This is a genomic window from Butyrivibrio sp. MC2021, from assembly GCF_000621605.1.
Classification (GTDB): Bacteria; Bacillota; Clostridia; order Lachnospirales; family Lachnospiraceae; genus Butyrivibrio.
In genome coordinates this window covers 1552-19741 of sequence record NZ_KK211317.1, presented here as the reverse complement: position 1 = coordinate 19741, position 18190 = coordinate 1552, and the positions used below count along the sequence as shown (strand labels likewise).

9 protein-coding genes, 3 tRNA genes and 1 rRNA gene are annotated in these 18190 nt (G+C 43.1%); all 13 read left to right on the top strand.

What is annotated here, in order from left to right; translation table 11 throughout:
* Positions 1 to 265: ribosomal RNA gene (locus tag T359_RS0118770) — 23S ribosomal RNA — on the top strand; the annotation flags it as partial.
* Positions 266 to 371: 106 nt separating this feature from the next.
* A tRNA-Asn gene (locus T359_RS0118765) sits at positions 372 to 444 on the top strand.
* A 126-nt stretch (positions 445 to 570) separates the two neighbouring features.
* Positions 571 to 642, top strand: a tRNA-Glu gene (locus tag T359_RS0118760).
* A gap of 54 nt (positions 643 to 696) precedes the next feature.
* A tRNA-Cys gene (locus tag T359_RS0118755) sits at positions 697 to 767 on the top strand.
* Between the two features lie 117 nt (positions 768 to 884).
* On the top strand, positions 885 to 1793 hold the full coding sequence (locus T359_RS0118750; protein WP_026518712.1) for a S1 RNA-binding domain-containing protein: 909 nt from the start codon (positions 885 to 887) through the stop codon (positions 1791 to 1793).
* Between the two features lie 132 nt (positions 1794 to 1925).
* Positions 1926 to 2684, top strand: a complete 759-nt coding sequence (locus T359_RS0118745; RefSeq protein ID WP_026518711.1) for an NAD-dependent protein deacylase — start codon at positions 1926 to 1928, stop codon at positions 2682 to 2684.
* Between the two features lie 9 nt (positions 2685 to 2693).
* Positions 2694 to 2867, top strand: a complete 174-nt coding sequence (locus tag T359_RS22330) for a DUF951 domain-containing protein (protein ID WP_081644362.1) — start codon at positions 2694 to 2696, stop codon at positions 2865 to 2867.
* Between the two features lie 107 nt (positions 2868 to 2974).
* A complete protein-coding gene (gene rpsF, locus T359_RS0118740; RefSeq protein ID WP_022779418.1) occupies positions 2975 to 3262 on the top strand; it encodes a 30S ribosomal protein S6 in 288 nt (95 codons plus the stop codon).
* Positions 3263 to 3280: 18 nt separating this feature from the next.
* On the top strand, positions 3281 to 3733 hold the full coding sequence (locus T359_RS0118735) for a single-stranded DNA-binding protein (protein ID WP_026518710.1): 453 nt from the start codon (positions 3281 to 3283) through the stop codon (positions 3731 to 3733).
* 18 nt (positions 3734 to 3751) lie between these two features.
* Positions 3752 to 4015 carry a 30S ribosomal protein S18 gene (rpsR, locus tag T359_RS0118730; protein ID WP_026518709.1) on the top strand — a complete coding sequence of 88 codons (264 nt, stop codon included), beginning with the start codon at positions 3752 to 3754 and terminating at the stop codon, positions 4013 to 4015.
* Positions 4016 to 4432: 417 nt separating this feature from the next.
* Entirely contained in the window at positions 4433 to 11500 is a 7068-nt protein-coding gene (locus T359_RS0118725) for an InlB B-repeat-containing protein (protein ID WP_026518708.1), read from the top strand.
* A gap of 238 nt (positions 11501 to 11738) precedes the next feature.
* Complete coding sequence (locus T359_RS0118720) at positions 11739 to 11933, top strand: hypothetical protein (protein ID WP_026518707.1); 195 nt, start codon at positions 11739 to 11741, stop codon at positions 11931 to 11933.
* A gap of 96 nt (positions 11934 to 12029) precedes the next feature.
* On the top strand, positions 12030 to 18190 hold a 6161-nt coding region (locus tag T359_RS22930; protein ID WP_035785072.1), incomplete at its 3' end, for an InlB B-repeat-containing protein.

Sequence of the window (18190 nt, the reverse complement as noted above, 5' to 3'; positions counted from 1 at the left end):
CTGAGAGGAGCTGCCCTTAGTACGAGAGGACCGGGGTGGACGGACCGCTGGTGTATCAGCTGCATCGCCAGATGCATAAGGCTGGGTAGCCACGTCCGGAAGGGATAAACGCTGAAGGCATCTAAGCGTGAAGCCCCCCTCAAGATGAGATATCCCATGCGCAAGCAGTAAGACCCCTTAGAGAGTATGAGGTTAGATAGGCACAAGGTGTAAGCACGGTAACGTGTTCAGCTGATGTGTACTAATAGGTCGAGGGCTTATCCAACGATAGTTGGTATAGGAACAAGGGAATTGGATTAAGATATTCAGTGTTCGGTTTTGAAGGTACAATAGGTACCATGCGAAAGCATGGTATTTGTATTTTTCAATAATCCTCCTTAGCTCAGTCGGTAGAGCATTCGGCTGTTAACCGAAGTGTCGTTGGTTCGAGTCCGACAGGGGGAGTTAGAGCACCTAATGAGGTATTTTCGAATTTGGTGCGAAGCCTGCACAGACACTTAGCGAGGTCCTTTCGAGCTTAGTGAAGTGGGCAGAGCGATAACAGCACCGAAGCACGGTCGCTACACTTTAGGCTCCGTGGTCAAGCGGTCAAGACATCGCCCTTTCACGGCGGTAACACGAGTTCGATTCTCGTCGGAGTCATTAAAAAGGCTTGCAATTTGTGCTGGCAGCCTTTACAATATCAATGTTGGTTTTGGTGACATAGCCAAGCGGTAAGGCATAGGTCTGCAACACCTTGAGCGGCGGTTCAAATCCGCCTGTCACCTCTTCATCCTGTGGAATTTTCCACAGGTTTTTTTATGCCATTTTTGTGCCTTATTGTACTAATTGTCAGAAAATTATTATATAATATGTATTATGATAATTTTCCTGGGAGGTGCGAAATGCCTGAAGAAACAATGAATGATTTTAAAGATGAAATCGACAGATCCTTTAGAAAGGTAAAAGAGGGAGATATTCTCGAGGGTACAGTAATCGATGTATCTGATACTGAGGTTATTCTTGATCTTAAGTACTACACTCAGGGAATAATCAAGGCTGAAGACTTAAGCGACGATCCTAAGTTTTCCATCCACAGAGATATAGCTGTGGGAGATGAGATCTCTGCTACGGTAGTCAGCACAGATGACGGTAAGGGAAATATTCTTCTTTCCAAGAAGGAAGCGAATCAGGTACTTGCCTGGGATAAACTGAAGGAGCTTATGGACTCAGAGTCCTACGTGGATGTTAAGGTTTCAGAGGCTGTTAAGGCCGGCTGTGTAGCATATCTTGAGGGAATCAGAGGCTTTATTCCTGCATCCAAGCTTGATCTCAATTATGTTGAGGAAGCTGATATTCCTAATTTTGTAGGTAAGACTCTTAAGGTAAGAGTTATCAATGTAGATAAGGAGAACAACAAGCTTGTTCTTTCTGCAAGAGAGTTCCTGAGAGCAGAGGCAGACAAGAAGAGAGCAGAGATGATCTCCAATGTTCAGGTTGGTCTTGTTACTGAGGGCGTTGTTGAGAGCATTCAGAACTACGGTGCTTTTGTGAACCTTGGAAACGGCATGACAGGCCTTGTTCACATCTCTCAGATCTGCAATCAGAGAATTGCACATCCATCAGCAGTTCTTAAGGTTGGACAGAAGGTTAAGGTTAAGGTAACCCAGATCAAGGACGGCAAGCTCAGCCTCAGCATGAAGGCCCTTGAAGAAATCGCTGCAACAGAGATCACAGAAGAGAAGATCGAGTTTGAAAGCGACGGAGAAGCAACAACTTCTCTGGCAGATATCCTTAAGAAAGCCGGATTTTGATTAGCCGAGGATACTAATATTTTTTGATACTAAAGCGTGATGAATTCCAATGGAGCATCACGCTTTTTCTTCTTATTATAATGAGAAAATATGATACTATAATAAAGTAGGTATTTTGGAAAGGGGGTAAAAATGTCTGAGCAGATAGAGAAGTTAAAAGAGCTTATAGATGAATCCCAGCGAGTAGTATTTTTCGGCGGAGCGGGAGTATCCACAGAGAGTGGCATTCCGGATTTCAGAAGTAAGGATGGACTTTATAATCAGCATGATGTACGATTTGACAGGTATCAGCCTGAGTATCTTTTGAGCCACAGCTGTCTTGTGTATGAGCCCAAGGTATATTATGAATTCCACAGACAGAAGATGGACACCAGGAATATCGAGCCCAACAATGCGCACAAATATCTGGCCAAATTGGAAGAAACCGGCAAACTTATCGGTGTTGTAACTCAGAATATCGACGGGCTCCATCAGAAGGCCGGAAGCAGAAGAGTTTTTGAGATCCACGGCAGTGCCCTTCGGAATTACTGTCAGGCCTGCGGAAAAGAGTATCCTGCGGATTATATCTTTGAATCAGATGAGCCGATACCCAAGTGCTCCTGCGGCGGCAATGTGAGACCTGATATTACTTTATATGAAGAGGGGCTTCCTGAGGATCAGGTACAGGGTGCCATCGATGCTCTGGCCAGAGCGGATATGCTTATTATAGGAGGCACATCCCTGACGGTTTATCCTGCAGCTTCTTTTATCAATTATTTCAGAGGCAGGACGCTGGTAGTTATCAATGAGAGCGATATAGATGTAAGGGGAGCACAGAATACTCTCATTATTAAGGAAAAGATAGGAAAAGTATTCACTGAGCTGGCAGGGCTCCAGGGAATAGAATTATAATAAAAAACAATGGATATAAGCGTAGGAAATATAGTTAAACTGAAAAAACAACATCCTTGCGGGAGCTATGAATGGGAAGTTTTGCGAGTTGGGGCGGATTTCAGGCTCAAATGTCTGGGCTGCGGACATCAGATTATGGTGCCCAGAAAAAATGTTGAAAAAAACATTAAAGGAATTCGATAAAAATGCTTGCAATAGTAAAAGGAATATGGTAATATACCATTCTGTGATAAATTCCTTGCTGTACTACTGATAAGTGCAGCCAGAGACCAAAAGGAGGTAACTATAGCATGAACAAATACGAATTAGCCGTTGTTGTTAGTGCAAAGATCGAAGACGATGCCAGAACAGCAGTCATCGAGAAGGTTAAGAAGACTATCGAGAAGCATGGTGGTCAGATTACCAACATTGATGAGTGGGGTAAGAAGAAGCTCGCTTATGAGATCGAGAAAATGACAGAAGGCTTCTATTACTTCATCCAGTTCGACGCTGAGCCTACAACCCCAGCAGAGATCGAGAAGCGTATGCGTATTATGGATGGCGTCATCAGATATTTATGCGTTAAGAACGAGGCTTAAATAGAAGAGGACGAAAATATGAACAAAGTTATACTTATGGGACGTTTGACAAGAGACCCCGAGGTGAGATACTCACAGGGTGAGAGCGCTATGGCAATTGCAAGATATTCACTTGCTGTTGACAGAAGAGGCAGAGGCAATTCACAGGATGGACAGACAGCTGACTTTATTAACATTGTCGCTTTCGGTAAGTCCGGAGAGTTCGCTGAAAAATATCTCAGAAAAGGCACCAAGGTAGTCGTAACGGGACGCATCCAGACCGGTAGCTATACCAACAAGGATGGCGTAAAAGTATACACAACTGATGTAGTTGCTGAGGATCAGGAGTTTGCTGAGTCCAAGAATTCATCATCAAACAATGGTGGAAACTTTGGCGGAAGCAACTATTCCAATGAACCTGCTCCTTCTGCAGCTGGGGATGGCTTCATGAACATTCCTGACGGAATCGACGAGGAGCTGCCCTTCAACTAATAATGGAGGTAAAATACTATGGCTTTCACAAAGTCTGATAGATCCGATTCTCCTGTAAGGAGAAAGGGCGGAATGCACAGAAGAAAGAAAGTTTGCGTTTTCTGTGGCAAAGATAATGTAATTGATTACAAGGACACAGCTAAGCTTAAGAAGTTCGTTTCTGAGAGCGGCAAGATCCTTCCCAGAAGAATCACTGGTAACTGCGCTAAGCACCAGAGAGAGCTTACATCAGCTATCAAGAGAGCAAGACATCTTGCACTTATGCCTTACGTAGCTGAGTAATCAGTATATTGAGACAAACTAATAAAGACACTTTTTAGAAGAGATTCTAAAAAGTGTCTTTTTTGTGCACAAAAAGAACAATATGAAATTTTCATAAATAAAAAAATCCAGAGCCTGTGCGGATTCGCTCCACACACTCAATTATATATCGACAATTCACGAGCGTTTTTAAAGAGTAATATCTTTAAAACGCTCATATTTTATACTTTTTTAAGTATTTTTACCGTAATGATGATATATAATAATATAAAATGAAACAAACTTTCACAGAAAGTTCACAAAGTGTACAAAAAAAATTCAGAATATGATAACTGTCATGATTGCTTGTTTTTTTAAATAACTTGCATAGCGCAGGTTATCCGATAAATGTTTTCGGAACAAGAAAACAGAAAATGATTCTAGAGGGGGATCAAGATTATGTTTAAAAAAAGTAACAAGTTACTGGCGTTAGTTTTGGCGATTGCTCTCGTGGTTACTACCTTTGGAAGTGACTTTTCAGGTGCTATTGCTTATGCAGTTGAGGAGGGTGAGGCCTCCGAGAACGCTTTAAGTACCTGGGACGAGATCAAGGAAGAGGTGGAGGCACCTGCCGATGAAGGCTCCCAGGAAAACGGCGAGGCACAGGAGCCCGCTGCAGAAGAGGGACAGTCAGATGAGTCATCTGAGGATGCCGGAAATGATGAGAATCCGGAAGAGACTCCTGCACAGCCTGAAGAGGGTGCTGTAGATGAGCCCGCACAGGAAGCATCTGTAGATACTCCTGCAGAGAACGCTTCTACAGAAGATGCAGGCGAGGCTTCCAGCGAAGCTGCAGCTGATGCTTCAAAAGAGGATGCAGGCGAAGCATCCAGTGAAGCTGCAAGTGAAGCATCCAGCGAAGATGCCAGTGAGGCTTCCAGCGAGGCATCCAGTGAAGCTGCCAGCGAAGCATCAAGTGATGATGCTGCTTCTGAAGCTTCTTCAGAGGAAGCTTCTGAAAATACAGGCCTTGTTACTGTTACATATAAGGTTGCTGATGGTGAAGGCGGAAGCCTTTCTATCGAATCCGAGACTGTAGACCTTGAGGATGAGGAGCAGTCTTTTGAAGGCTGTACTGCAACAGCTGATGACGGTTACGACTTTGTTAAGTGGGTAACCGAGGATGGAAGTCTTGTAACAGAGAGCGAAACAGTAGTTCCTTCAGATATCGAAGAAGATACTACTTATATAGCTGTATTTGAAGAAGAAGTTAAGATGCCGGCAGTAAGCTTTAACGAGCACGCCAATGGCCTTAACATTATCATTGATGCTCCTGAGGGAGCATTCCCTGAGGGAACAAAGGTAGAGATCACACCTGTATATGACGAAGCAGTTGTTGAGGCAGCCGAGGGAGTAATCGATGGCGAAGCTAAGACTGCTATTGCTGTTGACATTTCCTTTAAATATAAAGATGAAGAGATTGAACCCCTTATTCCTATATCTGTAAAAATGTTCAGTGATGCAATTGAGACAGCTGATAATACACACGTTGTACATATCAGTGATGACGGCGAGGCAAATCTCGTGGGTGGTGTTAAGGTAGATGACGACTCACTTGATTTTGTATCCGGTGATTTCTCAATCTATATCGTAGTTATTGAAGGCTATGATGCACGTCTTAAAGTTCAGTTTATGAACGGCACAAACGAGATCGCATCCATGTACGTTAAAATGAGGGATGCTGAGCAGGGTAAGATGGATCAGGTTATTTATGATCCCGGTGTAGGTGATCTTGATGATGACGTTATCTTCAAGGGATGGACTACAGACCCTAATTACACAAAAGAAACAAAAGGCTTTACAATTGAGGAGGTTCGTGATGAAGTTGAAAAACTTCTTCCTCCTAAGAAAGATGCCGACGAAGATGGCGCTGTTCCGGCTGTTTTCTATGCAATGCTCTTTAAGGAGTACCATATTACATATCTTGATGAGAAATATGTTGCTCTTGGACAGCATTCTGTATTATATCGTGCGGACGCAACCGGAGAAGGCCTCAGAGCTGAGCACAAAGTTAGCATGGCCTACACTCCTATAGATGACGAGCATGATTTCCAGGGATGGTTTGTTTACGAACCTGAAAAATATGCTTCAAATATCAAAAAGAAGAATGGATCAGATTACGAATATAAGACCGGTGATATTTTCGTAAACGATGATGTGATCACCGTTGAAGGAGAAGTTGTTTTCTCTGTTAACTCTCCTGAGGGTCATTGGCTTATTTTTGACGAGAACGGAAAAGGAGCTACCTACTGCGCACCTCAGTTTGTTGTCTCAACAGACGTTACCAAGGAGCCCAGAAATAAAAATGATATGCTCAGAAACGGCTATACCTTTGACGGATGGTGGACAGGTAAGCCTGATAAGGTAGGCGGTATTCCTACCGGTGAGGAGTTCGTTTTCGGAAAAACTCTTGATGTAAAGACAACTCTTTATGCTAAGTGGAAACCTAATGAGACTGCTCCATATACCATCAATGTCTGGAAGCAGAATGCAGAAGGCGGCTATTACTTTGCTGATTCATGCGTAGGTGAAGGCACTGTTGGTGAGAAAATTAAAGACCTGGCTGTTGAAGAAAAAACCATTGGCGAGATGAACTATGTTGTTGTCAATGTGACTAAGGCAGGCACAGACATTCAGAAACAGTTTGGTGGTGTTACATCAAAAGAAGCTAAGACAACCAAAGAAAATGATGCATTCATCGGATATACCGAGAATAAATCATTATTAAAGGATGATGTAGTTATCACTCCCGAGGGAGATGCAGTTCTAAATATTTACTTTGACCGCATGCATTATGATGTGAAGCTGATTGTTACACGTAAAAGGAATGCAACATTCCAGGGCTCACATATAATGGGTACAACCTACAGAGGTGACTGGCAATACACACTTGATGGTGTGACAAAAATCAATAGTGCAGAGCCTTCCACTTTTGAAGAGACAGTTAACAATACAAAAATAACATATTATTATTACACAATTTCCGGATATTATGGCGATGATATTACAAGTCAGTGGCCAGTATATGACAATATTGCTGTAGCCAGCGAAAAATATACCTTTATAAGCTGGCTCCTTATGGCAGATGCGAAGTCATGTACCGGTGATGATCATGGAAAAAATACTGTCAAGGGTGATGTTAATATTCTGGATGAAGCTATCCTTGGTGATCTTACTAATAGTGGTGCAAACTTCTTAACAGCAAGATATGATGAGGATCCGTTCACCTGGACATACAGCATCTTCCTGGCAGATGATAAGGGCAACTACAAAACTAAGCCCGACATGACAGTTACGGCAAAATCAAATCAGGACGGATTTAATTCTCAGCACGAGCCGCCCATTGACGGATACAAATTTGTTAAGAAGGATGGCTATGAAGTAGTCGGCAAGAACTGTTATATCAGCTTCTACTACGTGCCTCTGGCATTCCCTATCCGTTTCATAGATAGTATATATGCAAACGGAAATAATGATGTGATTGGTCTGGGAACCAAACCAATCTATGTTGAGGAAGCTATTACCTATGGTGCAAATATTGGTGAATATTTAGATGCCCATAAGGATAAGTTCGACAGAACTGATCCTCCATGTCCTGAAAAGGGATTTGTATTTGAAGGATGGTATCCAAATGAAGCCTGCACAGGCGAAAAGTATGATTTTGACACCAAGATGCCTATCGGCGGTGTTACTGTCTATGCTAAGTGGATTCAGATCCAGTACCGTGTATTCCTTCATCCCAATGCAAAGCTTGACGATGAGAACAAGACAAATGATGAAACTCTTGACTGGGGTTCTTCAGCTCAGAAGATGTGCTTCCGTGTAGATTATAACGGAACAATAAGTGCTCCTACAGGAACAAGAAAAGACTATGTTTTCGTTGGCTGGTATTTAGACGAAGCATGCTCTCATGACAAGGTATTCAATGCAGAAGGTTATAAGCTTAACGAAGAAACTGTAACAACACCTTATGATAAAAACACTCATTTTACCGATGATATGGATAAGTTCGGTGAGGGTGCTACATGGAATTCCGATGTTTATGATGATGAGGGCAACAAGCGTGACCCTGAGCGTTTCTGGATCACCAAGGAATTCAACATCTACGGTAAGTGGAGAAAAGTCCTTGATGGCGCAAATGGTATATATATTGTTTATGATCCCAAAGATCCTGATGTTGGAGAAGGTACAGGAACACCTGTAGATTCAAAGATCTATGCAGAAAACGCCTCTGTATCAGCAATGCCTGCCACAACAGCTCCTAACGGTTACCAGTTCAACTGCTGGGTAATTCAGAAGTACGAAGGCGGAAAGTTTGTAGATACAGAAGAGACAGTTTTACCGGGTGCAACCTTTAATGTACAGGAAAAGAATGCACAGGTTGAACTTCAGCCGGATGGAGTACACAAGAATTATACAATTCATCTCCGCGCTGATTACAAACCGATCGAAGATCCTACACCTACATACATTCCTTGGTTTAACAATGATGGAGAAAAGGCTTTCCACGTTGATACTGTTATAGCGGCTACCGGCGAGAGTACCCTTGGTATCAATGAGGCAGTAGCTATCCAGAATCCTACAGATCCCAAGAACCGCGAAAAGTTTGAGTTCAAGGGCTGGGCTAAGGTTAAAATGGGTACTACCGAAGAGGCTGCCACAACCTTCATGAATAATAAGGATGAGTGGCTCAAAGACCTGACGGTTAACTTCCTGTGGTATAAGGATGGCGAGTATTATCCAACTGCAGAGTGTAATACAGATGCGGCAAAGTGGGTTGCTGCCGATGAGATGTCTCCATATGAAGCGCTGTTCGCAGTATGGGAAGCACTTCCTATTTACACAGTAACATATGAAATTTCAGGTGCGGTTCCGGATGGAAAAGAAGCACCTAAGGATAATAACAATTACCTTAAGGACGATCCAGTAACTGTTCTTTCAATCGGTGAGTATCCTGAAGGATATAAGTTTGAAGGTTGGACCACAACAGACGTTGATGGCACAGAGAAGACATATGCAGCAGACGACACATTCCCTATGCCTGCTAATGATGTAACTCTTCATGGTGTATTCTCTCTTGAGAAGTACAAAGTAACCTTCGAATTTGATTCTTCAAAGCCTGAAGAATTTATGGATCCTCCGGCAGATATCACTGATGTAGAGTTTAAGAGCAATGTAGATGTTTCTACACAGACCAAGACTGTAAAAGATGCTGCAGAGGCAATCGGATACGAGTTCCTTGGCTGGACAACATCAGATGCAGAGTTGAATGACGACAAGTTCGTAATGCCTGCAAAGGATGTTAAGCTTATCGGCTCCTTCAAGAAGAGCAATAAGGTTAAATATACTGTTGAGCACTATTACGAGGGTGATGACGGACAGTTCCCTGCAACAGCTGACGCAACAGACACTTACAACGACGGAACCACCGGTGAGACCTTCACTCAGGATCAGATCAACGGTATGGTTAAGGCTAAGGAAGGCTACCAGTATGACCAGGGAAAGAATAAGTACTTTGACGGAACCGGAGAAATCACAGCTCCTACAGTAAAGGGTGACGGAACACTTGTAATCAAGCTTTACTATGTAAGACAGGAATTCACGGTAATCTATAAGTACGCAGAGCCTATTCCGCCCGGAGTATCAGAACTTCCGAAGGATAAAAATTATAAATTTGGTGCTGAGGTTAAGATTGCCGATGACGCATCAGCTACCGGATATGAGTTCGTAAAATGGGAGCTTGATGATACAACCATAGCAGTTACAAATAAGACCTTTAAAATGCCTGCTAAGAATGTTGTTATCACAGGATACTTCAGGAAACTTACATATAAGGTTTCTTACGAATATGATTCAACAAAGCCTTCAGCAGATATCACAGAGCCTTCTGATGAGACAGGTCTTTACTATGAGGATTCTGTAACAACAGCTGAAGAGACAACATTTGTTAACAACCAGAAGGATAAGTTCCCGGGATACACATTCCTTGGATGGAAGGTAAAAGAAGGCCTTTCACAGTCCGGATATGTAACAACCTTTACAATGCCTGCTAATGACGTTGTTCTTGTTGGTTCATTTGTAGCCAATGAGGACGTTGAATACAAGGTTGAGTATTACTTCGAAAAGGAAACAGAGGGCGAGTTTGAGCACAATGCAGATTATGACGTAACAAAGGGCGACGGTACTACAGGAAAAGCTCTTACAGAGACACAGCTTGAGCCCCTCAAGACAACCTTTGCAGGTTATGACTACTCCAAGATGGATTATGCGGTAAAGGATGGTATGACCATCTCCACACCTGTAGTTCAGGGAGACGGAAGCCTTGTAGTAAGACTTTACTACATAAGAAAGAAGTTCAAGGTAACCTACGTATATATCGGAACAGTTCCGGATAATGCAACACCACTTCCTAAGGAAGATAGCTACAGATTCGGTACAATAGTAGATGTTGCCAAGGATGCGGAAGCCGAGGGTTATACCTTCAGCGGATGGAGCGGAAACTATAAGGAAGAAGTAAGCGGAAGCCTTATAGACAAGGTTCTTTCCATCATCACAGGTGAAAGCAAGAAGTACTTTGAGATGCCTGCGGCAGATGTAATCATCCAGGGCTCCTTCGAAGCTAACAAGCACGAAGTAAGCTACAAGATCGTAAGCAGTGAGGTACCTTCAGATATCACAATACCTGAAACCAAGTCCTATGCTTATAAGACAGATGTTTATGTAGAGGCTGAGCTTTCATCAAAGGGCTATGCATTTGCAGGATGGGTATCAAAGACAGTAACACCTGAAAGCGGCAAGTTCGAGATGCCTGATGAAGATGTTGAGTTTATCGGTGTATTTGATCCTATAACCTACGAGATCACCTTCGAGTACAGAGTAGCAGCAGGAACAACACCTCCTTCAAATCTCGCAGCCCTTCAGACAGCAGCTAAGCTATATAACGGCACCTTTAGGGCCGGAGAAGATATTCCTCTTCCTACAAGACCTAATATGTCCGGATATGTATTCTCAGCTTGGAAGATGGAAAAAGTAGAAAACGAGGAAGGAAACACACCTTTCGACAGAGCACTTAAGAGAGCTAAAGATCTCCTTGCTCTTAAGGTTAGTGCTGCAGACGGAACCATGAAGTGTGAAGAGTATGATGCAGTGATCTACAGTGTGATCTCAGCAAGCTCAACACCTACACCTCCGCCGAATCCCGACCCTCCGACACCTACTCCTACACCCGGACCTACTCCTGATCCTACACCGGTACCTACACCTGTAACAGTAGTTCCCGGCGGACAGGCAGTTCTCGGTGCAAGACGTGAGACCGGTAACGGACAGGCAGTTCTCGGCGCAAGACGCGGAAGAACAGATGATGAGACCAACACATCAGCAAGAGCCTTTGCTATTATCGTTTCAGCAGCGGTTGCAATCTCACTTTTCTTCGTCGGAAAAAAGAAAGAAGAGGAAGAAGAGGGATGATAAAGGCCTGATGGTACCTGATTTTTGACAAATAAATATGCGGATGCCCGGAATTTTGGGCATCCGCTAATTATTTCATTATTTTTTTATGATTCCCGGTCAGTGTGCGGGATACAATTAAATAAATATGAAATAAAATTAAGAAAATTTTAACAATTTTGACAAAAAAATTTCGCTCTATGATAGTTTATATGATAGACGATTCTTTAGAATATTCTTTAATGAAAGGATATTTGGTATGAGAAAAAATCAGGGGACCTTTATCGTTAAGGTTGAATATGATCAACATGATACATACCAGGGGCAGATAGTGTGGGCTGAGGGGAACAAGTCTAAAAGGTTCAGAAGTATGCTGGAACTTATTAGGCTCATGGACGACGTCATGGCGACTGGTGAAATGGAAGGTCAAGGCCGGAAGGATTCTGTGTCTTAATCTTATATATTAGTTCCAAACTGACAATTTAATACAGGCTTGAATTTTGGTGACTCGCAACGGTAACAAAATATGATTCTAGAGGGGGATCAAATTATGTTAAAAAAGAGTAAAAAGTTACTGGCGTTTATGTTGTCGATTGCCCTTGTATTCACTACTTTTGGCAGTGATCTTGCAAGTGCAGTTGTCTATGCCGAGGAAGATGCTCAGCAGGCCCAGGCCGTAGAGACCTGGAGTGATATTGTTGAGGATGTTTCTGTGGCTCAGAAGGAGAGTATAGGCTCTGATGAGGATGCATCTGGGGGATCGGATGCAGCGTCTGAGGATGCCCAGGGAGAAGAAACTCCGGCTGAACCCGATGAGGGAGATGGCGGAGCTGTTGACGTACCCGAAAATCCAACTCCTGAAGAGCCTGCAGAGGGCGGCGAAGCAGAAAATCCTGCAGAACCACCTGCAGAAAATCCTTCAGAGACTCCTTCCGAAGCTTCAACAGAGAGCACAATTGATGCAGCAGGCGCTGCATCCACAGGTTCATCTTCATCCGAGGATGCAACAGAAGCTTCAAGTGAAGCTGCCAGCGAGGCATCAAGTGAGGATGCATCAGAGGCATCTTCAGAAGCTTCCTCAGAAGATGCTTCAGAGGCTTCCAGTGAAGCATCAAGCGAGGATGCTGCAGCAGAGGCCAGCTCAGTTGAAGAGAAGCTGGTAACTGTCAGATATAAAGCTACCAAGGGTGGTAGAGTTTCTCTTTTCAAAGAGACCATCAATATAAATGATGAGAATGCCAAGTTCGAAGGCGCGACTGCTACAGCCTGGAACGATAAGTATTCATTTGTTGACTGGACAGATGAGGATGGCAATCAGGTATGCGCAGACGCAACGTTCGTTCCTTCCGGTATCGAGAGCGATGCAACCTTCACAGCAAACTTCATAGCTGAAGAAGATATTGAAGACAAGATGCCTGCCATCGTAAGAGAAAACGTTCCTGCAGGCGGCCTGTCCGTATCAGTAAATGCAGAAGTTGGTGTATTCCCTAAGGGTACAGAGGCTGTTATAAGCCCTGTTTCTGACAACCAGGCTCTGGAGTCAGCTAAAGATGCCCTGGGCGACAATGTTGCCGAGGCTAAAGGTGCTGAGATCAAGTTCATATATGAAGGCGAAGAGATCCAGCCTGCAGATAATAAATACGTTCACGTAAGTCTGGCACTGAACACTCCTATCGAAGGTGAGTCCTTCTCAGTCGTTCATGACCATGACGGTGAAGCAGAGGTTCTTCCTGATTCACAGGTAGAATCTGTAGATGAAAACGGTGCAGAATTCAAGACCGACGAGTTCTCAATCTATATCGTAGCAGGTGAGATTCCTGAGGATAACAGACTTAATGTTATATTCAAGAATGGCGACACCGTAATTTCATCTGTTTATGTTAAAAAGAATGATCTTTATGAAGGCGCTGATCATGTGAATCACTTCGAGGATATTGTGTACGATCCCGGGGTTGGTGAACTTGATGATGGCGTTATGTTCCGTGGATGGGCAGAAAATAATGCCTATACAACTACCACGGAAGGTCTTGACATTGATGGAGTACGTGCGAAGGTAAGAGCAAAACTTGAAGCAGGCGTTAATGATGGCGCTACAGTTACATATTACGCTATGCTCTTTAAGGCATACACTGTATCTTATCTTGATGACCGCACAGCATCCCTTGGATCAAGCGAGATTAAGTTCCGCGCTGATGATACAACCGAGTATCAGCAGTATACAGTTAATATGTCCTTTACTCCAAGCGATAACGAGCACAAATTTGAGGGATGGCTTGCTACTAAAGGCGGAGCCAATATTGATGGCTATACAGAAGGAACAAGATATCAGAACGGAACAAGTATTGGGATAAAAGGTGACGTAACCTTTTCTGTAGATCTTCCGGCTGGACACTGGCTTGTATTTGATGAAAACGGAAAAGGCGCTACTTATAATGCTCCTCAGTTTGTAAAAGCTGATGAAGTAACCCAGAAGCCTTGTGAAGATAACGAAATGGTCCGTAATGGTTATGAGTTCCAGGGATGGTTCACGGGAACCAAGGACACAAATGGAAATGTGACTCTTGGCGAAGCATTTGAGTTTGGTCATGCTCTTACAGAGATGACAACCATTTTTGCTAAGTGGAAAGCAAAAGAAAATGCAGCTTATACTGTCCTTATCTGGAAGCAGAACATTGATGCAAATGGATATGATTTTGAAAAATCTATTCCTCTTTCCGGAACTTCCGGATCATCAATCAATATAGTAAGCATACAGGGAAACGGAAATAGTGCCTATACAAGAATCGATGGTACAGATTATAAATATACCGGATTCCATTATGAGAGTACCGATCAGGATGGAAAGACCATAACACCAGAGGGAAATACTGTAGTTAACGTTTATTACAACAGGAACCAGCGCAAACTGACATTCCAGGTTCAATATACTGTATCTACTAACGATAATGATAATAATCCGACTAAGTATGGATTTATCAACAGTAATTTCCAACAGATATATTGGAGAAATGGTGCATTTAGAACATCAAATAATAACAATGGTACTGTTTATAACGGAACAGTATTTGTAAAGTCAAATACATGGCTGACAATTAAAGAAATAACAGCTCTTTATGGACAGTCTATAAAGGATAATTTCCCTATTGTTGGAACAGATGGGGTTAACTATGAAGGAAGCTGGTGGGAAGAACCATCCCATAATACTTACGATGCAAAAGTAGCCTATATAGACATTATGCTAGATGCGGATGTTGTTTTCCATAAGTATGATTTGCCTCAATTATATAATTACGATAGAACAATTAATTATTATGTTGAAGCACTTCCGGGAGAAACCGGACAAACGGTTAGTTATAATGGTAAGACGTTCGTAAAATATACGAGTCAAGTTACCAATGGCTATATGCATTGGACTGAAGATGAGGATTATTTTGAGCTGGCTGGATTTACCAAATTCGGATACACACCTTCCAATGCGTGGAATATAAGAGATGATGTTAGAACTGTAAATTGCTACTATACCCGTAACACTTATAAGATCAATTTTATGGATGGTTCGTACTTTGATGGTAACGACAACCGTCTCAATGAGATTGACAGAGGACACCTGGGAATTAAGGAAAATATCCTGTATCAGGCTAATATTTCTGCTTACGCGGACCAGGAACCATCCACAATACCAACAGGCTATGTATTTGAGGGCTGGTATGTAGATGATGCCTGCACGCAGAAATATAACTTCAATAAGATGCCTGAGGGTGGTATCACAGTATACGCCAAGTGGCGTCAGATACAGTACCGTGTATTCCTGCATCCTAATGCAGGAGAGGATTCAACTCTTGATTGGGGTTCTGAGACCCAGGCAATGAACTTCCGTATATCCTATGGCGGAAAAGTAGATACTCCTACAGGAAGAAGAACCGGTTTTGAATTTGTAGGCTGGTACTTGGATCCTGGATTTGACAACAGCTTTAATGCAGATGCGTTTGTTCTTAATGAAACAACAGTTACAGCTGGTTACAATAAAGATACTGATCTCACTGATCCCATGAATAAGTGGGGCAAAGGAGCTACTTACAACTCAGATAAAACAGGCTATAACGGTGGAGATCGTTTCTGGATCACCAAAAAGCTTGACCTATATGCAAGATGGCGTTCAACTCTTGATGGCGCTACAGGTATAGGAATTATTTATGATGCTAATGGTGGAAGCCCTGCTCCTAGTGATACCAACCTTTATGCAGATACTGCTAACGCAGCAGCAGGTGCAGCTCCTACTACAACACCTAAGATTACTGAGAATGGCAAGGAATATGAGACCCGTTTCTCACACTGGGTAGTTCAGAAGTGGAATTCTACTACTGAACAATATGAGGATACAACTGATACAGTTCTTCCCGGTGCTACATTTGTAGTTAAAAAGGAAAATGCCAAGGAAGTAGATCTTGGAGTTACAGAAGACAATAAGCCTATTAAGTCCTATACAGTTCAGCTTCGCGCAGAATATGTAAAGGTTGAGATGCCAACTCCTACTCATATCATATGGTTCAATAACTATGATGGCGGCAGCTACCGTATAGATCCAAAAGTTGATGTAAATGTCGCTGTTAAGGTTTATGGAATAGGAGATGGAGAATCTATTCCTACAAGAGCTGGCTATACATTCAAGGGCTGGGCAAGAGACGATGAGCACGAAAACGGCCTTTCTGAAGTGACCGATCTCTTTATTGAATATAACCAGGAGACCGGAACGTATAACCATGAATTTGTAGCCGCAGATGAGAAGCAGCCTTACCATGCTCTCTATGCAGTATGGGATGCAGCTGAGGTTGATCTTATCTATGATGCCAACGGCGGTACCGGATCAATGGATCCTTCCACAGGTAAGGTTGGCACTGATGTAGAAGTTAAGGAAAATGGATTTACTAACCCCGGCTATAAGTTCGATGGATGGAATACAAGTGCTGATGGCAATGGAACACCTTATGATGAGCATGCTAGTTACACATTGCAGGCTGAGGGCAATATCCTCTATGCAATCTGGACTGAAGATGAAAACGATACTTACAAGATCAGCTACATATCAGCCGGAAACGGATCAGTAAATCCTGAGGAAGAGACCCATCAGGTGCTTGACACCCAGGATAAGATTGCTGGATCCAAAGCAACAGCAGCCGCTGGCTATACGTTCGATGGCTGGTATAAGGATGGTGAGAAGGTATCAGATGCAGCACAGATTAGTGCAGCGACTGTATATGGAAACCTCAACACCAGACAGAAAGACGGACTTCCTGCAGATACAACCTTTGAGGCAAGATTTGTAATCGATGTTAATGATACTTACACAATCAGTTACACATCAGCCGGAAACGGATCAGTAACTCCTGAAGACGAGACACATCAGGTGTTGGATACTCAGGACAAGATCGTAGGATCCAAGGCAACAGCAGATGCAGGCTATAAGTTCGATGGCTGGTATAAGGGCGGCGAGAAGGTATCAGATACTGCTCAGATCAGCGCAGCAGATGTATATGGAAACCTCAACACCAGAGAGAAAGACGGACTTCCTGCAGATACAACATTCGAAGCAAGATTTGTAATAGACGTTGATGACACCTATACAATCAGCTACACAACCGATGGAAACGGATCAGCAGATCCTGAAGATGAGACACATCAGGTACTTGATACTCAGGATAAGATTGCTGGATCCAAGGCAACAGCAAAGGCTGGATATGTATTCGAGGGCTGGTATAAGAACGGCGAGAAGGTAGCAGATACAGCACAGATCAGTGCAGAGACTGTATATGGAAACCTCAACACCAGAGAGAAAGACGGACTTCCTGCAGATACAACCTTCGAAGCAAGATTTATTATCGATGTTAATGATACTTACATAATCAGTTACATATCAGCCGGAAACGGATCAGTAACTCCTGAAAACGAGACCCATCAGGTGCTTGACACTCAGGATAAGATCGCTGGATCCAAGGCAACAGCAGCTGCTGGCTATAAGTTCGATGGCTGGTATAAGGATGGCGAGAAGATTGCCAATGCGGGTGTAGAGCTTACTGCAGAGTTTATCTATTCAAGGCTCAACACCAGACAGAAGGATGGACTTCCTACAGATACAACCTTCGAAGCAAGATTTGTAATAGACGTTGATGACACATACACAATCAGCTACACAACTGACGGAAACGGATCAGCAGATCCTGAAGATGAGACCCATCAGGTGCTTGATACTCAGGATAAGATTTCTGGTTCCAAGGCAAAAGCTAATTCTGGATATGTATTTGAGGGCTGGTATAAGAACGGCGAGAAGGTAGCAGATACAGCACAGATCAGTGCAGAGACTGTATATGCAAACCTCAACACCAGAGAGAAAGACGGACTTCATGATGATACAACCTTTGAAGCAAGATTTATTATCGATGTTAATGATACTTACACAATCAGTTACACATCAGCCGGAAACGGATCAGTAACTCCTGAAGATGAGACCCATCAGGTGCTTGACACTCAGGATAAGATCGCTGGATCCAAGGCAACAGCAGCTGCCGGCTATAAGTTCGATGGCTGGTATAAGGATGGCGAGAAGATTGCCAATGCAGGCGTAGAGCTTACTGCAGAGTTTATCTATTCAAGGCTCAACACCAGAGAGGAAGACGGACTTCCTGCAGATACAACCTTCGAGGCAAGATTTGTAAT